The organism is Plebeiibacterium marinum (assembly GCF_026013615.1).
Lineage (GTDB): Bacteria > Bacteroidota > Bacteroidia > Bacteroidales > Marinilabiliaceae > Saccharicrinis > Saccharicrinis marinus_A.
Map to the genome: position 1 here is coordinate 14,216 of NZ_JAPDPI010000053.1, position 17,820 is coordinate 32,035.

14 protein-coding genes are annotated in these 17,820 nt (G+C 37.3%); 13 read left to right on the top strand and 1 reads right to left on the bottom strand.

The features are described from left to right. The first annotated feature begins 2 nt into the window (after positions 1–2). From OM074_RS18545 to OM074_RS18565, 5 genes are all read left to right on the top strand, one after another. Positions 3–1,451 carry a TrkH family potassium uptake protein gene (locus OM074_RS18545; protein WP_301202072.1) on the top strand — a complete coding sequence of 483 codons (1,449 nt, stop codon included), beginning with the start codon at positions 3–5 and terminating at the stop codon, positions 1,449–1,451. A 256-nt stretch (positions 1,452–1,707) separates the two neighbouring features. Beyond that, positions 1,708–2,145 (top strand): pyridoxamine 5'-phosphate oxidase family protein, encoded by a 438-nt coding sequence (locus OM074_RS18550; RefSeq protein WP_301202074.1) that lies wholly within the window; start codon positions 1,708–1,710, stop codon positions 2,143–2,145. A 393-nt stretch (positions 2,146–2,538) separates the two neighbouring features. Further along, positions 2,539–3,303: an exodeoxyribonuclease III gene (locus OM074_RS18555; protein ID WP_301202075.1), complete on the top strand. Its 765-nt coding sequence runs from the start codon at positions 2,539–2,541 to the stop codon at positions 3,301–3,303. Positions 3,304–3,672: 369 nt separating this feature from the next. Continuing rightward, on the top strand, positions 3,673–4,047 hold the full coding sequence (locus tag OM074_RS18560; RefSeq protein WP_301202076.1) for a BlaI/MecI/CopY family transcriptional regulator: 375 nt from the start codon (positions 3,673–3,675) through the stop codon (positions 4,045–4,047). Beyond that, the gene (locus tag OM074_RS18565) at positions 4,040–5,773 is read left to right on the top strand and encodes a M56 family metallopeptidase (protein ID WP_301202077.1); all 1,734 of its coding nucleotides are present in this window, start codon (positions 4,040–4,042) and stop codon (positions 5,771–5,773) included. Before OM074_RS18560 ends, OM074_RS18565 begins: the two co-directional genes overlap by 8 nt. 165 nt (positions 5,774–5,938) lie before the next feature. On the opposite strand, the gene OM074_RS18570 is transcribed toward OM074_RS18565, so the two are convergent. Continuing rightward, the gene (locus OM074_RS18570; protein WP_301202078.1) at positions 5,939–7,144 is read right to left on the bottom strand and encodes a dipeptidase; all 1,206 of its coding nucleotides are present in this window, start codon (positions 7,142–7,144) and stop codon (positions 5,939–5,941) included. 223 nt (positions 7,145–7,367) lie between these two features. Here OM074_RS18570 and OM074_RS18575 point away from each other — a divergent pair, with 223 nt between their 5' ends. The 8 genes from OM074_RS18575 (at position 7,368) to OM074_RS18610 (ending at position 17,573) form a co-directional block, all read left to right on the top strand. After that, complete coding sequence (locus OM074_RS18575; protein ID WP_301202080.1) at positions 7,368–8,273, top strand: DMT family transporter; 906 nt, start codon at positions 7,368–7,370, stop codon at positions 8,271–8,273. A 269-nt stretch (positions 8,274–8,542) separates the two neighbouring features. Further along, positions 8,543–9,703 carry a DUF418 domain-containing protein gene (locus tag OM074_RS18580; RefSeq protein WP_301202081.1) on the top strand — a complete coding sequence of 387 codons (1,161 nt, stop codon included), beginning with the start codon at positions 8,543–8,545 and terminating at the stop codon, positions 9,701–9,703. A gap of 934 nt (positions 9,704–10,637) precedes the next feature. Next, a complete protein-coding gene (locus OM074_RS18585; protein ID WP_301202083.1) occupies positions 10,638–11,699 on the top strand; it encodes a pyridoxal-phosphate dependent enzyme in 1,062 nt (353 codons plus the stop codon). Between the two features lie 109 nt (positions 11,700–11,808). Further along, the gene (locus OM074_RS18590; protein ID WP_301202085.1) at positions 11,809–12,879 is read left to right on the top strand and encodes an N-acetyltransferase DgcN family protein; all 1,071 of its coding nucleotides are present in this window, start codon (positions 11,809–11,811) and stop codon (positions 12,877–12,879) included. Then, positions 12,876–14,393 carry a hypothetical protein gene (locus OM074_RS18595; protein ID WP_301202086.1) on the top strand — a complete coding sequence of 506 codons (1,518 nt, stop codon included), beginning with the start codon at positions 12,876–12,878 and terminating at the stop codon, positions 14,391–14,393. Before OM074_RS18590 ends, OM074_RS18595 begins: the two co-directional genes overlap by 4 nt. After that, a complete protein-coding gene (locus OM074_RS18600) occupies positions 14,374–15,177 on the top strand; it encodes a creatininase family protein (protein WP_301202087.1) in 804 nt (267 codons plus the stop codon). Before OM074_RS18595 ends, OM074_RS18600 begins: the two co-directional genes overlap by 20 nt. A 17-nt stretch (positions 15,178–15,194) precedes the next feature. Beyond that, positions 15,195–16,259 carry a mandelate racemase/muconate lactonizing enzyme family protein gene (locus OM074_RS18605; protein WP_301202088.1) on the top strand — a complete coding sequence of 355 codons (1,065 nt, stop codon included), beginning with the start codon at positions 15,195–15,197 and terminating at the stop codon, positions 16,257–16,259. A 216-nt stretch (positions 16,260–16,475) separates the two neighbouring features. Beyond that, positions 16,476–17,573: a TlpA disulfide reductase family protein gene (locus OM074_RS18610; RefSeq protein WP_301202089.1), complete on the top strand. Its 1,098-nt coding sequence runs from the start codon at positions 16,476–16,478 to the stop codon at positions 17,571–17,573. The last annotated feature ends 247 nt before the right edge of the window (positions 17,574–17,820 follow it).

The window sequence follows — 17,820 nt, forward strand, 5'->3', positions numbered from 1 at the left end:
TAATGCTTAATAAGAGGTTCATATTTAATGCGTTGGGGCGGATTCTTATTTTCGAGAGTCTGTTTATGTTGTTGTGTGCGTGTGTTTCTGCTTGTTATGGCGAAGATGATATAGTGTCGTTTTTGTTATCCTTTGCCATTACTTTTGGAGTGGGAGGGATGTTTTGGATGTTTGGCAGAAATGTGGTGAAGGATCAGTTAAAGCGGGAAAGCTTTATTATTGTTACGGCTGTGTGGATTGTAATGTCGCTATTTGGAAGTTTGCCATATGTGCTTAGCGGTGCAATCCCATCTTTTACAAATGCTTTCTTTGAAACTATTTCGGGCTTTACAACAACGGGAGCATCGATATTGAACGATATAGAGGCATTGCCCCATGGTATACTTTTTTGGCGTAGCGTAACCCATTTGATTGGTGGGATGGGAATTGTTGTTTTGGCGGTTGCAATTTTACCATTTTTTGGATTTGGGGGTATGCAATTGTATAATGCTGAAGCGGCAGGGGTTACAAACGATAAGTTGCATCCCCGTATTACAAAAACAGCAAAGAGCCTTTGGGGTATTTATATGGGATTAATTGGGCTGGAAACCATCTTTTTATTATTGGGTGGTATGCCTTTGTTTGATGCTTTGTGCCATAGTTTTGGTACTATTGCATCAGGCGGTTTTTCTACTAAAAATGCCAGTATAGCTGAGTATTCTCCATATATACAATATGTAATTGTTCTGTTTATGATTTTTGCGGGTACCAACTTTGCATTGTTCTTTTTTGTGATTAAAGGAAACGGGAAAAGGCTATTTACAAACAGCGAGTTCAGGGTGTTTTTGAGTGTGATCCTTATTGCTTCCCTTACTATTGGGGGTACTTTGTTTTTCCGTACCGATATGTCATTTGAGCAGTCGTTCCGCGATGCCTTGTTTCAGGTAACAAGCGTTGTTACCAGTACGGGTTTTGTAACAGCTGATTATACCCTTTGGCATCCCTATCTTACCTTTATTGTTTTTGGTTTAATGTTTAGTGGAGCCTGTGTAGGAAGTACTTCCGGGGGAATCAAGTTGTTTCGTCATATGATTTTGGTGAAAAACCTAAAAATAGAATTCAGGAGGATGAGTCATCCCAATGCGGTTATTCCCCTTAAAATTGGGAAGAAGATGGTTTCTCAGGAAATAATATATAAGGTGCTGGCTTTTTTAGTGCTATATATTTCTGTGTTTATTATCGGAACCCTGTTTATGACAGTTGTTGGACTGGATATGGACTCTGCTTTTGGTGCTGTGGCCACAACAATGGGAGGTATTGGTCCCGGACTGGGAGTGGTTGGTCCGATGAATAACTTTTTTGCAATACCGGGAGCCGGAAAATGGATTCTATCTGTTTTGATGCTTTTAGGGCGTTTGGAATTGTTTTCGGTATTAATACTTTTTGCACCAAGTTTTTGGAAAAATAAGTGATATCTATGTTTTAAGCTTGTAAAAGCGGTCCGGATTGCAGTTGCATGATGGGCCGCTTTTTTTGTTGACATTATCCTGCCTTTCTTCGTAACTTAAAGAGTGCTTGAGAAAACTCGATTTTATCCCAACCTGCACATTGCGAGAGGTTTTCCCTTCTGGGGATGAGGCGTGAGCGGTGGGACTTACTATAAAACTGGAGTTTTTTTACAGAGACTAAATACCAAGGTTGATTAATTTATTATAGGGAGGATGAGTTATGGATAAAAAGGAAGTTATTGAATTTGCCAACGCCAATCCGGTGTGTTATTTGGCAACAATCGAAAACAACAGGCCGCATGTGCGTGCTATGTTAATGTGGTATGCTGATAAGTCAGGATTTTATTTTGAAACCCTTTCACCTAAAGAAATGAGTAAGCAACTACATTTAAACCGTCATGTGGAAGTGTGCTTTTATAATAATCCTGATGATGTTTTGGATGCTAAGGAACTTCGTATTTCAGGAGAGATTGAGTTTATTGAAGATCCTGCTGTAATTGATAAGGCGTTGGAGAACAGGGCGTATCTTGAAGATTTGGCAGGTCAGCCAATACGGAAATATATGGAGGTGTTTAGGATTGCCCATGGAAATGCTCATTTTTGGAACCTGAAAACGGATGTGCTAAAAGAGCATCGGTTAATGCACCTGGCATTTTAAGCGTGCTTTTGAAAACATTAATTCGTTAAGTTTTTGCAAGTGTTTAATCTTTGGAATTTCAACATTAATAAAGAATTTTATATAACATTAGTTCGTTAATTTTTATAATGTACTGATTCTAAATACATTGAATAATTTATGACAAAATTATTATCTTATTGATTTTAAGCGAATTGTAAATCAGTCTAATGTCTATTATCTAAAATCTAACGATCTATTGATATAAGATATTGGAATCTAGATTATTGTCAAATAAACTAATGGCCAATGATTAAAAACTATCGAACTATTGTGAAAAGTATTGTTATATTGCCATCCAAATTTTTAAATAGTGATAAGTTATGGGAATAAGTCTCTTATCTCTTATCTAAAAATCTCTTATCTAAAAAATAAATGAAGATAATATCATGGAATGTAAATGGCTTGCGGGCCGTGGCAAAAAAGGATTTTTTCAAGGATTTTAAAGAAATAGACGCAGATATCTTTTGTCTGCAGGAAACCAAGGCGCAGTGCAATCAGGTTGCTGAGGTTCTAAAAGAAATGGATGGGTATCATATTTACTCCAACTCGGCCGAAAAGAAAGGTTATTCGGGAACTGCTGTTTTATCAAAACAAGAGCCATTAAAGGTTACTCAGGATATTGGTATTGCAGAACATGATACAGAGGGAAGGGTACTTACCCTGGAATATGACAGATTCTATTTGGTTAATGTATATGTTCCCAATTCGGGAAGTGAATTAAAGCGTTTGGATTATCGTCAGCAATGGGATAAAGATTTTTTTGAGTATTTAAAGAAATTGGAGAATGGTAAGCCGGTATTGGTTTGTGGTGATTTTAATGTGGCTCATACCGAAATAGATTTGGCACGGCCCAAGCCAAATTATAACAAGTCGGCTGGTTTTATGCAGGAAGAAATTGATGGTATGGATCGGTATACCCAAGGTGGACTAAAGGATACCTTCCGTCATTTTTATCCAGGCCAGACGGATGTTTATAGCTGGTGGAGTTACAGAGCCGGGGCACGCGGTAAGAATGTAGGCTGGAGAATCGATTATTTTTTGGCTAGTGAATCTTTTCTTCCGGAACTAAAAGATGCCTTTATTATGAATGAAATAATGGGATCTGACCATTGTCCTGTAGGGATATTGGTACAATAAGACTATGTTGGCTTTAGGTGTATCGCAATCAAAAGCTAATGTTTATTTCAGGTGAGATTACTGACGAAACTTTAGTAATACTTTATTTTTAAAAGCATTCCATTTTGGGATGCTTTTTTTATTTTGTTTTTGCAGCAACAGTCAATTGTTGCAATAAGAGAGTGCAGAGCCAAGCTTATATTGGTTGTGCCGAACGAAGCAATAATCTTTTAAAAAGAAATGAAAAGCCTGGTTGACTTGATAATATTAATAGTGTAAATCATTGTTGGGTTGAATAACAGGTTTTTATACAAATAACTTAAAAATAAGTTGACAAACTTAAAAATAAGTTATATGTTTGTATTGCTGATTAACTAACTTAGTAATACGATGGTAACTTTAACAAAAGCAGAAGAAAAAATAATGAAGCTATTATGGGAACTGGAGAAAGGTTTTATTAAGGACATAATTGAAAAGATGCCCGATCCAAAACCTCCGTATAATAGTGTTTCAACCATTGTTCGGGTTTTGGTTAAAAAAGAAATTGTGGGGTTTAAAAAGTATGGAGGAACATATGAGTATTACCCATTGATTTCGAAGGATGATTACAGCAAAGGACAAATGGGCAGCCTGATAAAAGGGTATTTTAATAATTCGTTTTCTCAGGTAGTTAGTTTTTTCTCTGAAAATAAAAACTTAAAAATAGAAGAAGTAAATGAAGCAATAAAGATGTTGGAAGAACTCAAAAAGCAACAAAATGGCTAAGTTTCTGATATATTTATTTGAGTCAGGTTTGTGTTTGACTCTGTTTTATCTGGGGTATGTAATTTTCTTTCGTAAAGAAACTTATTTTACTTTTAACAGAATATACTTAATCGGAGCTATGGTGTTGTCTTTGATGATGCCTTTAAGTTCTGTTTCTATTGAATCCATCCGCTCCAATGTGTTATCAGAAACAATTATTAGAGTGGGGCATTTTAGAAACTATTACGAAGAACTTATTTTATTAACAGATCCTGATTATTCAGTATCCCATGAAGAAAATAAGGCAAGTGCTACGATTGTTGGAGACCAAAATAAATCAGGTTTCCGGCAAATTCAGGACAAATCTTCCTATAATCTTGTAAAGATCTTATTTTATATTTATTTAATAGGCTTGCTCTTTTTTATACTGAGGCTGGTTGTTCATATTTTTCAGCTGGCTCATTTGGTCCATAAAAACAAAGCTATAAAGGAAAAGGCTTATACACTGGTTCTGTTATCAGATGAAGTGCCGAGTTTTTCTTTTTTGAGATGGATATTTATTAATAAAGAAGCCTTAACAAATAGTGAATTTGAACAAGTGTTGGAGCATGAAAAGATTCATGTGAAACAGAAACATACCGTGGATTTACTGCTGGCACATATCATTATTGCATTCCAGTGGTTTAATCCCCTGACATGGCGCATACAGAAATCGATTAAATCGTGTCATGAGTATATTGCCGACAGGCATGTGCTTAACAATGGACATAAATTATTCGATTATCAGTCTCTTCTACTGAGTCAGTTAATCAGCATTCGCTCAGTTGAGCTGGTAAATAACTTTAATTTATTATCGATTAAAAAACGAATAGCCATGATGAATAAAATAAAATCAGGACGGATAGCTAAATTGAAAGCTATTATCGTACTTCCGTTACTAGCAGTTGCATTTTTGTTTTTTGCTAATATGACTAAGGGAAAGTTAATGCCCGAAAATGTTAACCCGGAAATAAAAGTAAGTGACAATTTAAATGGTACAATAGATTTGCCAAGTGCAAAGGAGGTTAAGCCTTACGATGAGGATTTTATTCTTTGCAGAATAAAAATTGAAGATAAGCAGCTTTTTGTTGATGGAGTAAAGAAAGATTTTAATCAACTGGATCAAGTCTTGAATTCAGTAAAAGCAAACGCCGACCAAAAGAAGTTGTATAAAATGACTACTTTGTTAATTGTTGACAAGGCTGTGAAAATGGAATTTGTTGATAAAGTAAGGATGGCATTGCGAAACATTGATCTTTTAAAAATAGGTTATGTTGTAAATCCAATAGGTAATGATTTTGAAGGAAAAGAAGTGGCTTTGTTCGCATTGCTTCCTCCTAAAGATGCCATTTGGGTAGATGAAGATAAAATTGATTTTTTATATACAATTACAGATGCGGATGCAAGTAATATTGAAAAAGTAAAAAGCGACCTGGGTAACTATATTAAGGGCCACAAAAAATATGTGATGTTATATAAGTATGATAACAATACTTTGTATAATGATTATATGAAAACAATGGATGCCGTGTGGAGTACTGTTATTGGTTTAAGAAAAGAATATGTGTTTTTTAAAAACCAAAATTATAATGAGTTAACAAAAGAGGAGGAAGCAGAAGTTCGGAAAAGATATCCTATTACTTTAACTTTTAAAAATATTGATGTGGATGAAGTTGAAAAAAAGGGGAGGTCGATACGTTATTTTTAATGATAAATATTTAGATATTATTAGCGCGAGCATCATGCTCGCGCTTTATGTATAACCATTATCAGGATAACTTGTGTTTTAAATATAATTCATTTAAACTCTCTCCATACTCATTTTCCACTTTCAACTCTTAACTTTCCACTTTCAACTCTTAACTTTTAACTCTCAACTCTCTGCTACTCTTTCTACTTCCTTAAATACCCTCAAAAAATTACCTCCCCATATTTTGGCAATCTCTTCGCGTGTATATCCCCTGTTTAAAAGTTCAAGGGTTATTTTAGGAAAATCTGCTACGCTGGTACAGTCGGCCAATCCACCTCCACCATCAAAATCAGAACCTATGCCTACATGATCTACACCAACCAGATTTACCACGTAATCGATATGGTCAACAGCATCGGCAATGGTCGGTAAAACAGGAGGATATTTTTCATTGATCTCATGCCATTCTGCCCATGCTTTTTTGCGTTCTTCGTCGTTTTTATATTGGTAATTGTTGTATTTCTTTCTTAACTCCTCAAGTTTGATGTAATTAACGGATGTGGTATCGGGTGCTTTAATATAGTCGCCCAGGATGCATATCTGGATTACGCCATTATTTTTGGCCAGCGTTCTAATCATATCGTCGCTCATGTTTCTGGGGTGGTTACAAACCGACCGCACACTGGAGTGAGAGGCAATCACCGGTGCTTTGCTCAGGCGTATGACATCGTAAAACGAAGAATCTGAAATGTGTGATATATCTATGATCATGCCCAGTTTGTTCATGTTGCCCACAACTTCTTCTCCAAATGTGCTGAGTCCGTTGTGTTCCGGCCCAACAGGATCAGTAGAAGAATCGCATATGTCGTTATTGGCAGTATGGCAAAGTGTAAGGTAGCGAATACCTTTTTTATAAAATTCCTTTACGCGTTTTATGTCTGTTGCTATGGGAAAACCGTTTTCCATTCCCAGGCAAATGGCCCTTTTTGATTCTTTTTCAAGATTGGTGATGTCGTTGGCATAAAGAGCCAGGCCAGAGCTTTTTTTATTGGCTTTTAAACTAACCATGGTAGAATCTATCATCTGATTGGCTAAGTCGTATGCTTCAACATAGTTTGCCTCGGTACGTTTTTTCTGGCTGGTGAATATGGCAAAGAAAATAGCATCAAGCCCGCCTTGCTCCATTCTGGGTATGTCAACTCTGCTCGAAGGGGCTTCGTGGTTTTTGCTGATGTCAAAGCCATTGTTCACGAACTTCATTGGTGTATCGCAATGTGTATCTATAGTGGTTACAGAATTGTGTACATCAATGGCTTCTTTTAATGAATAATTCTTTGGGATAAACAGACTTAGTGTCAGTAGAACAATGGAAGTTTTAAAGAGTGCCATAATAGTTTTTTTTGAGGGGCAAAGATATAAAAAATATGTTTTTTGTTTTCGGGGTGGCTAGTTGCACAGGAAAATAGCCTTTCACTTTAATAATGCGATGAATAAAATAATGCTGAATGGCATACTTTATTTTGTTTCAATGCATTTATAAACAATTAAATTTGCAGCTTTTAAACAACGAAGCCCGCAAAAGAGATTGTGGGTCGGTTATTTTTTGGGAGATATGGGTAAAAACACCAATATAAATCATGTTATTCAGCTCAATGTGGCATTTGTTTTTATGGCCACGGCAGGAACACTGGCTCGGTATATTGATATGCCGGTGCCTTTTTTAATTGGATTCAGGGCTATTGTAGCCGGGTTTATTATTTTTTTGTTTTGTAAATGGAAAGGTATTGAATTAAGGATCCCCAAAGCGGATCGGGGCGTCGTTTTTTTGAGTGGCGTGTTAATGGGTGTGCATTGGATTACCTATTTTTATTCGCTGCGCTTGTCGAATGTGGCAGTGGGTATGATTTCTTTATTTACATTTCCGGTTATTACTGCTTTTTTAGAACCGGTAATATTAAAGCATAAGTTCCGGAAAATTCAAATTGTGCTTGGGCTTATAGTTTTATTGGGGGTGTATTTCCTTGTTCCGGAACTCGATTTCAAGAACAGTTATTTTATTGCCATATGTGTGGGTGTTTTCTCTGCTCTGCTATTTTCGTTGCGAAACATTATTTCTAAAGGCAGGTTGGGGCATTATAATGGTTCGGTAATTATGATGTATCAAATGGTAGTGGTGGCCGTGTTTTTAGGTCCTACATATTTCTTATATGATGACATCGATATAATAGGGCAGTTGCCTGCCGGTTTAACCCTTGCTTTGCTCACAACAGCACTTGGCCATACCATGTTTTTGACTAGTTTAAAGCATTTTTCGGTTACTTCTGTCAGTATTGTAAGCAGTACGCAGCTTGTGTACGGAATATTGATTGCCCTTTTCTTTTTAAAGGAATACCCCGACTCAAATGCAGTAGTTGGCGGGGCTATAATATTATTGTCGGTTGTTTTGGAAAGCTTAGGGTCTGCCCGTAAGGATATCCTGAATTACTTCATTAAAGCAAAGAAGATTACCGGTAAATGACAGGTGTAATCTGTTTGTTTTATTTTAAAAGTTCAGAATAAAAAAAACGTCTATCTTTAGTTTTTAATTAATGCTTGCAAGAAAACTCGATTATATTCCTGCCCACACCCTCCAACTCTCCCGAATACAAGTTCGGGACAGGCTCTAAAGGGAGAGTCTCAACCCGCACAGTGCGAGAGGCTTCCCCTTTAGGGGAGGAGGGGTTAACGGTGGGGTTCACTATAAAACAGGAGTTTTCTTGCAGAGACTAATAATTTATAGTACGCTCTATGACAACTCAAACTCCAATTAAAAACCGTATCGAAGTAGTCGACTTTATCCGTGGTTTTGCCATTATGGCCATAATGTTGTTGCATAATATCGAAAGGTTTAATCTATATGTATTTCCCGGAGGATGGGATGGGATGAGTAATGTGGATAGGGGAGTGTGGGATACCTTGTTTTTTATGTTCGGAGGAAAAACATATTCGTTATTTGCCTTGCTATTTGGTTTTACATTTTACATTATGTACTCTAAAGCTAAAGAAAAAGGCAATGATTTTGGGGGCAGGTTTTTATGGCGTTTGTTGCTGTTGGCCTGTTTTGCTTGTGTTAATGCTGCCTTTTTTCCGGGGGAAGTCTTGATGTTGTATGCGGTAGTAGGAATTTTTCTGTTTGTGTTCAGAAAGGCTAATGATACAGTGCTGCTGATAGCTTCAGTGTTTTTTCTTTTACAGCCCATGGAACTTTATTATTTTTTTAGAGACGTTTTTGACAGTGCCTTCGAAATCCCAAAGCAGATAAACTGGGGTATGCATGGTCAGGTAAAAGAGTATGTAAATGAAGGGTCGTTTGGTGCGCTGGTTAAAGGGAATACAACTGTAGGTCAGGTTTGGAGTATGATGTGGGCGGTTGAAAACGGAAGGTTTTTGCAGACTGCCGGTCTGTTTTTAATGGGTTTGTTTATAGGAAGAAAAGGTTGGTATAAACCTGAACCGTCGAATACGAAAATTTGGATACGGATTATAGTGCTGGCATTGCTGGGGGCTATAGTTATGTATTTTATGCAAAAGGAGTTTTATCTCAATCGCGATTTTGAATTCCGTAGATCTATTGGCGTAGCCATTGATATGTGGTTTAAGTTGGCTTGCACTTTTGTTTGGTTGAGCCAGTTTGTGCTGTTATACAAAACCAGCTTTTTCCGAAAAATGACCAAACCCTTTTTGTTTTATGGAAAAATGAGTTTGACCAATTATGTTACCCAATCTATTGTAGGCTCTCTGTTATACTTTCCGTATGCTTTTAACCTGGCTCCTAAAATTAGTGTTAGCGAGAGTTTGTTGCTGGGAGTGGTGTTGTTTGTTTTGCAAATTACGTTTTGTAACTGGTGGATTAAAAAATATAAGCAGGGGCCACTTGAAAAACTTTGGCATAGATTAACGTGGATTTAGTGAGTGTATAACTACTCTGTACATTGGTTGTTGTTGAGAAGTAGAGCGCGTTTTTGTGTGACTTATTTTTTTGATGTTTATGTATTCTCCGGGAGGGTATATCTTGCAAAAAAAAATGATAAAAAAATGTATATTAATTTGTTTGTGAACAAGAATGAATTAATATTGCATCTGTTAACCCAATAAATATATGGGGATTAATATTGCTTGCTTTTGTTATTGTTTTATAGATATTTGCAATGAAATGTGACAATATATCATGCCTGATTTTTGATGTTGGAGCAGCCTTGTGTGAGGCGTTTTGCAGCAGGTGGCTCCGGACTACCCTCAATTGTTTTGGTACCAAGCCAAAATTCTGATTGATCAAACAGATACTTCTTAATATATATCAGGAAAACACTATGGAATAAACTCCTTTGCTGATACTTTGCCATATAGGATGGCTGATCAGAAGATGCTAAAAATTATTAGTAGATAGATTAAGTAATATGCATGAATTAAACAATTATCTGGTTCCTGCAAGAAAACTCATGATTCCTACGCTCACCCCTCAGTCCTCCCGAACTTGTATTCGGGAGGACTGAGGGGTGTGGGTGGGCTAACAAAAATTTCAGCAGTTTTTTTGCCAACACTATCTGGTTGCATGATGTGACGCAGGTTGTTGAATAAGATGCTTGTGGTAAAGGTTGTTTATTGATGTTATTACTACCTGTTCAGTATAAGATTCCATTTATTAAAGCTTGGAGCAAAAGCTAATTTTCAGACTTCAAATCCTCTTGATAAAAGGTTTTTTATGGCTAACTTGAATACGGTATCAAAGTAGGGTTGTGGATGGGTGCAAACTGACCAAAGGTGAGAACTGTAGCAGTCTTGAAACTTTTGCTTTGGATGCGGTATAATCTTAATTAAACTCACAAAAAAAAATAACAACCAAATGAATATTCTTGATGGCGTAAAATCAGCAGAAATAAGAATTACAAAAGAGGTAAGCAAATTGAGTGATATGGTAAAGGATAAGGACTTGTCGATTGTTGACAGAATAGAATCCTTAGAAGATATCATTTCTCTTGAAATAGGAGATACTTCATTGAACAGGGCAAAAAACCTTGAGCGCGAAATGAATCTCAGGCAACTATATATTAAATATGAGGGGGAAAATCCTACCGGTACTCAAAAAGACCGGATTGCTTTTGCGCAAGTGCATGATGCTTTTAGAAGGGGGTTTGATATTATATCAGTAGCTACTTGTGGAAATTATGGTGTGGCAGTGGCATTTGCCGCTTATCTGGCAGGAGTACATTGTAAGATTTTTATCCCGGAAACTTACCATACCGAGCGAGTAAAGGAGATGGAACGTTTCGATGCTGAAATTATTAGGTTGCCGGGTACATATGAAGATGCTGTTTCTGAATCTAGCAGGCTTGCTTTGGTAAACGATTGGTACGATGCCAATCCGGGTGGTGCTAATACTTCCTTGCAAATATCAGCCTATGCTGAAATTGCCAAAGAAATTTATGACCAGCTAAGGGATGCGCCAAAGTATGTTGCTGCGCCAGTTTCTAATGGAACCTTGCTGGCCGGGGTTTATAGGGGGTTTGTGAGTTTGTATAAAAGGGGTAAAACATCCAGGATACCCATTTTTATTGCAGGATCTTCAGCCTACAAAAACCCTATTATTATGTCATTTAAATCTGGTTTGGATGCATGCGTTGATATTGATCCTAAGTTGATAAAGGAAACCGTGGTCAATGAACCCCTGATTAACTGGCACAGTTTTGATGGCAATGAAGCTCTTTTTGCCTTGAGACAATCAGATGGGGAGGCGCATCATATCAGTGATAAGAAGATGAAGGACATGAGTGTTTTTTTACATAAAAAGGAAGGCTACAGGATTTTGCCTGCTTCAACTTCCGGATTGATTGCCTTGCTCCAAAAGCATGAAAAGGAAAATCTGATTAATGATAGGTATGTGGCTATTTTAACAGGAAAATACTAATATGGATATATGAACAGGTAACCTTGGGGACATGCAGGCTGAGAATATAATGAATGCTTATAAAGGCTTGTGGTTTTTAGGTTGCTGGTGTTATGCAAAAATGTAACAAATGAAAAAGTCAATAGATGGAAAAGCCCTGGTATATGCAGGAGGGGCTTATAATACGCCCAATGGTAAAACAGCTCATGGATTGGTGCGTTTTACCGAACGGTATGATATAGTTGGTGTTATTGATGCTGAATATGCAGGACAGGATGCAGGAATGGTACTGGATGGAAAACCTTGTGGTATTCCAATATTTGGCGATTTTAACACAGCTATGGATGTATTGGGAGACCAATATAGACCAGATACATTGGTTGTTGGTCTTGCTCCGGATGGAGGGAGACTGCCTCAGGAAGCTAAAGATGTGATAGCTGAAGCTTTGAATAAAGGGATGAATGTTGATAGTGGGTTGCACGACTTTTTGTATAAAAATGAAGAGCTTATGGCAACGGCTATTAAAAATAATTGCCGTATTCGGGATATTCGTCGTACACCAGATCGTGATGAACTGCATTTCTTCAGTGGCAAGATTGAGGAAGTAGATTGTTTAAAAATAGCTGTGTTGGGTACAGATTCTGCCATAGGAAAGCGAACAACGGCGTGGATTATTGTTCATTCATTTCGTGAGGCCGGGTTGAAAGCTGAAATGATTGGTACTGGACAAACAGCCTGGATGCAAGGAGCGAAATATTCTATGGTAATGGATAGTTGTATCAATGATTTTGTGTCGGGTGAAATTGAACATGCCGTACATGAAGCATGGAAAAATGAGTCGCCAGACTTAATCGTGATTGAAGGTCAGGGTAGTTTAATGAATCCCGCTTACCCCGGAGGTTTTGAAATACTTGCAGCAGGGAGACCTGATTATGTTGTTTTGCAGCATGCCCCCAAAAGGGTTGAATATGATGGTTTTCCAGGATATAAACTGCATGGGCTTAAAGAACAGGTTGCTGCTATTGAAACTATTTCGGGTAAAAAGGTAATAGCCATTACCGTAAACCATGAAGATATGGAAAAGGACGAAATTATTCCGGCTTGTGATAATATAACCAGAGAAACCGGTTTGCCGGCATTTGATGTATTAGAATACGGTGCATATGAATTGGTAAAACTTCTTAAATCCTATTTAAAGTGATTACTATAGAATCTTTTGTCGTTATCAAAAAACTATCAGTTGTTGATATTCGGATAGAACCCAAAAAAGTTAAGGCTAGTTATGTAGTTGAAAAGTTTGATGGAAATGGGGTGTCGTATGATCTGGTGTATACATATGATAATGAATATTTTGATAAAAATTCTTATGATGATGTGAACCTTGCCTCAATGATGCTTGTACAAGTGGCTTTGAATTATGGCTTGTTTTGTAAAGTAATTGAATTTGATGGTTTGTTTGATAAGGTGGATCAGCGATTTATCAGGGATATGATGGAAAACACATCCCGTGAGGTTTTTACAAACAAGCTGCTTGTGAAAAATGAGTTTTTAAAACCGCCTTTTGATAGTCTTCGACCAGAAAAAAGGGAGGTTTATACCTTGGCAAGCCTTGTTTTTTCCAACACTCAATTCACAAACTTGCATAAGAATAAAGCTGGCACATCAACTGATTTGAATAAATATGCCATATTAAGCAGCGGGGGCAAAGATAGTTTATTAACCTACGGTATTGTTAAGGAGTTGGGGGAGGCTTATCCTGTTTTCATAAATGAAGCAGGGAGGCACTGGTATACAGCCTATAATTCTTACCATCATTTTGCTGATGCGGAACCAAATACTGAAAAGCCATGGTGTAACAGTGACCGGGTTTTTAATTGGATGCTTAAGCATTTGCCTTTTATTAAAGATAATTATGCCAATATAAGAGCTGATATTTATCCTGTAAGGTTATGGACTGTTGCTGTGTTTTTATTTGGAGTGTTGCCTGTTGTCCGGAAAAAAGGAATCGGTAATGTTCTGATTGGAGATGAATATGATACAACAGTTAAGGGGAACATGGATGGCATTTCTCATTATAATGGGTTGTATGATCAAAGTAAATATTTTGATAATGCTTTAACCCGGTACTATTTTAAAAAAGGCTGGAACATTTATCAATATTCCTTGCTGCGTAGCTTGTCGGAAATGTTGATTATGAAAATTCTGGTAAAAAGGTATCCTGATCTTCAAAAGCACCAGGTGTCCTGTCATGCAGCTCATAAAAAAGGGGAGCACATGCATCCCTGTGGTAATTGCGAAAAATGTCGTAGGATTATTGGTATGCTCAAAGCCCTGGATGAAAACCCCGAACATTGTGGTTATGATCCCGGGCAAATAGACAGGGGGCTAAAAGCATTAGGGTTTAAATCGGTAAAACAGATAGGGAGCGATGCGGCACATTTATATTATATGTTGCAGGAAAAGAACCTTTTGGTTGATAACGAATTTACTCGTAAAGCAGCCAAAAAGCATCCGGAAATTATGAAGTTGAGGTTTGATACGGAAAGGAGTTGTCTCGACGACCTGCCTGAACATATCCGTAAACCTTTGTTTACTATACTTATGCAATATTCCAGCGGAGCAGTGCAGCGTGTGAATGGAAAGTGGATAGATGTAGATGTTGATGATGATTTTTTAAACATGGGTAATTATAAATATGATGAAGGATCAAAGTAAATATCCTGATTATATGTGGGCCACATTGTCATGGCCTCAAATTCAGGAAAGGTTGAAAATTGTGGATACTGCAATTTTGCCTTGTGGGGCAATAGAACAGCATGGGCCACACCTGCCCCTTGATGTGGACTTTTTTGATGCTGAGTATCTCGCCAAAGAAGTAGCCCGGCATTGTAATGACCCTAAGCCATTTGTTTTGCCGGCTATTCCTTATGGGGTATCTTATCATCATAGTGATTTCAAAGGTACTTTATCGGTAACTAATAATGCATTGTCGGCAATTATATATGATATAGGCATGAGCTTGGCACATAATGGGATAAAAAAAATTGTGTTGCTGAATGGGCATGGTGATAATGCTCCCACATTAGCCTATGCAGCTCAAATGATCAATCGTGATGCGCGTATTTTTGTTTGTGTTGAAACAGGAGAAACCAGTGACGTAGATTTATACCGGCTCATTGATACATCCAATGATATTCATGCAGGAGAAATAGAAACCAGTACCACGCTTGCCATCAGACCTGAATTGGTTGATATGGACAAAGCGGTTGATGATACTCTTGACCTGGATAATGTATATTTGGATTATACATCAGAAAGAGGTGTGAACTGGTATGTGCATACAGAAAAACTTACCAGCTCTGGTGTTATGGGGGATGCAACCAAGGCAACAGTTGAAAAGGGCAAAAAGATGTGGGATATCATGATTAAAAAGATGGTGGATTTTGTTGAAACAATAAAAAATACGCCTTCAGATAAACTGTTTCGGAATCGGTATTAAAAGAAAATATAAAGCATATGAAAATTACCAAAGTAGAGTATTACAGGTTTGATATGCCTCTTGCTGTTCCCTACACTATAGCTTATGAAACAATAAGTAAAACAACCAATATAATACTAAAGCTATCAACGGATAAAGGTATTACCGGATGGGGTTGTGCAGCACCAGATGTGGAAGTGACAAGGGAAACTCCGGAAGAAGTGGTGCGGAACATTGAGACTGTGATAATTGGTTTATTGCAAGGGGAATCTCCATTTCAGTTATCACGCATTACCCATTATTTAAAACAGGTATGCCCCAAGGCTTCCTCTACTATAGCCATGGTTGATATGGCACTGTATGATTTGCTTGCGCGTAAGGCAAAGTTACCCCTTTATCAGCTGTTGGGTGGTTTTCGTGAAATGATACCAACCAGTATCACCATAGGGATATTATCTGTAAAAGAAACGATGGAGCAAGCCGGGTATTATTTAAAGCAGGGGTTTACTATCCTAAAACTAAAAGGCGGAGCAAACCTGGATGAAGATGTTGAAAAATTGATGAAATTAAGGGAGCGGTTTGGGGATGATTTCGTCCTGCGTTTTGATGCCAACCAAGGGTATTCTCCCGAAGAGGCAATTGAGTTGATTGAGAAAACGAGAAATGCAAATATTGAAATATTAGAGCAGCCAACAAAACAAACTCATGAAGAACATTTGGGTGAGGTTACCCAAAATATCGATATTCCGGTAATGGCTGACGAGAGTATAAAAACTTTAAAGGACGCTTTTAGGCTTGCAAGTAATGAATTGATTGATATGGTTAATATTAAAATAATGAAGGTGGGTGGTATTCTGGAATCCCAACATATTAACTCGGTGGCAAAAGCCGCTGGATTGCAGGTTATGGTTGGCTGTATTGATGAATGTGCTTTGGGTATATCTGCAGGGCTTCATTTTGCTTTGAGCAGGCCAAATATTGAATATGCAGATCTGGATGGTCATCTGGATCTGCTGGACGATCCCTTCTATGATCTTTTTACCCTTAAAAATGGGATTTTATACCCTTCAAAAGAGTATGGATTGGGAAAGGTAAGGTTATAGGCGCTTGTGAAATCGTAAAGTCAAGAATTTTATTATTGATTATTTAAAATAAGTGTTGAAGGTAAATATCTCTCTGTAGTTAAAGTCTGGTTAATGTTAGGTTAAACGAGGGTTGAATTTTTGTATTGTTTTATGTTGTTGATACATTGGTGATTCATTGTCGATTGTGGCAATGGAAATGTAGTTAAACAGTTTAAAAATTTAAAACGAAACGTAATGAGAAAATTTACTTTTTTAACCCTTTGCTTTTTTGTGTCTTTATGTTCTTGTTCCGGTACCAACGGACCGTTAAAAATAACTGCGGATATCCAGGGGTACCCTGACGGGACTATGGTGGTATTAAGGAATTTGGAAACCAATAAAATACTAGACACTACCTATATTAAAAAATACAAATTTGATTTTGATGTTTTAAATACAAAAGCAGCGCCACATGGCATATTTATAGGAAAAGGGCGGGAAACAGAGTACTTAGCTCTTTTTGTGGAAAATGTTGATATAACGATATCTGGTAAAAAGGGGGAGGTGAAATATGCCAGTGTTAAAGGGGGTGAGATACAAAGTCAACATAACCGGTATTTTAATTCCAGGCTGTCTTTGGAGCTTCAACTCGATAGTCTGACGAACGTTTTAATGGGGGCAATGCAGGTCCAGGATATGGAGAAGGTTCAGGCCATATCAGAACGGCAAAGAAACCTGATTCAGGAAGGGTTTGTGTTTGGCGCAAAATATATAAAAGAGAATTCTGATCAGATTTATAGCGCCTTTACCTTAAAAAACTTAATTGGTGGACTTCAAAAATCCGAAGTCTGCTCTTTGTACGATAACTTATCCCCTGAAGTGAAAGATTCTGAATATGCAAAAACAATTTTAAAATGGCTCGAGCTTAACAAAGATGTTAAAATTGGGGATGTGGCCGAGGGCTTTACCTTGCCGGATATTAAAGGGGGAAAAGTCTGTTTTAAAGATTTTCAGGGAAGGTATATTCTTTTGGAGTTTTGGAAACCCGGTTGTCCGGGCTGTGTGCGTGAAAATGAAAACATTTTGAAAGTGTATAATAAATACAAGGAAAAGAACCTGGAGGTTATAAGCATTGCAAATGTCAAAAATATGGATAACCTGATCAAAGCCTCGGATAAGTATTTTATTAAATGGTGCTCCTTGCAGGATATAGATTCTAAAGACGGAAATGTTGCTGCCCGATATAATGTTACAGTTGTTCCTTCAAACTTTTTAATTGATCCCTCTGGCAGGATTATCGCAAAAGATTTAAAAGGAGACGAATTGGAAAAAACACTTAAAGGCTTGTTGTAAAGAGCTGTTTCTGCCTAATCATCAGTACTATCTTTGAAAGATACCGTTTCTTTTTGTTTTTAATAAATTCGCAATACAAGCAATTAAATAGTACTTGCAAGAAAACTCCTGAAATTTTTGTTATGATAGTAGTAGAACAGACTGGAATTAAATCGTGCTGAAAGCACAGTTCAAAAATGAATGAGCTGTCCCTACAGGACGTTGATTACCTCCTTACATAACCCCATGCGTTGCATGGGGCTAGGAT

Coding starts and splice junctions, on each gene's coding strand:
- OM074_RS18545 (WP_301202072.1), top strand. CDS start 3: ATGCTTAATAAGAGGTTCATATTTAATGCGTTGGGGCGGATTCTTATT.
- OM074_RS18550 (WP_301202074.1), top strand. CDS start 1,708: ATGGATAAAAAGGAAGTTATTGAATTTGCCAACGCCAATCCGGTGTGT.
- OM074_RS18555 (WP_301202075.1), top strand. CDS start 2,539: ATGAAGATAATATCATGGAATGTAAATGGCTTGCGGGCCGTGGCAAAA.
- OM074_RS18560 (WP_301202076.1), top strand. CDS start 3,673: ATGGTAACTTTAACAAAAGCAGAAGAAAAAATAATGAAGCTATTATGG.
- OM074_RS18565 (WP_301202077.1), top strand. CDS start 4,040: ATGGCTAAGTTTCTGATATATTTATTTGAGTCAGGTTTGTGTTTGACT.
- OM074_RS18570 (WP_301202078.1), bottom strand. CDS start 7,144: ATGGCACTCTTTAAAACTTCCATTGTTCTACTGACACTAAGTCTGTTT.
- OM074_RS18575 (WP_301202080.1), top strand. CDS start 7,368: ATGGGTAAAAACACCAATATAAATCATGTTATTCAGCTCAATGTGGCA.
- OM074_RS18580 (WP_301202081.1), top strand. CDS start 8,543: ATGACAACTCAAACTCCAATTAAAAACCGTATCGAAGTAGTCGACTTT.
- OM074_RS18585 (WP_301202083.1), top strand. CDS start 10,638: ATGAATATTCTTGATGGCGTAAAATCAGCAGAAATAAGAATTACAAAA.
- OM074_RS18590 (WP_301202085.1), top strand. CDS start 11,809: ATGAAAAAGTCAATAGATGGAAAAGCCCTGGTATATGCAGGAGGGGCT.
- OM074_RS18600 (WP_301202087.1), top strand. CDS start 14,374: ATGATGAAGGATCAAAGTAAATATCCTGATTATATGTGGGCCACATTG.
- OM074_RS18605 (WP_301202088.1), top strand. CDS start 15,195: ATGAAAATTACCAAAGTAGAGTATTACAGGTTTGATATGCCTCTTGCT.
- OM074_RS18610 (WP_301202089.1), top strand. CDS start 16,476: ATGAGAAAATTTACTTTTTTAACCCTTTGCTTTTTTGTGTCTTTATGT.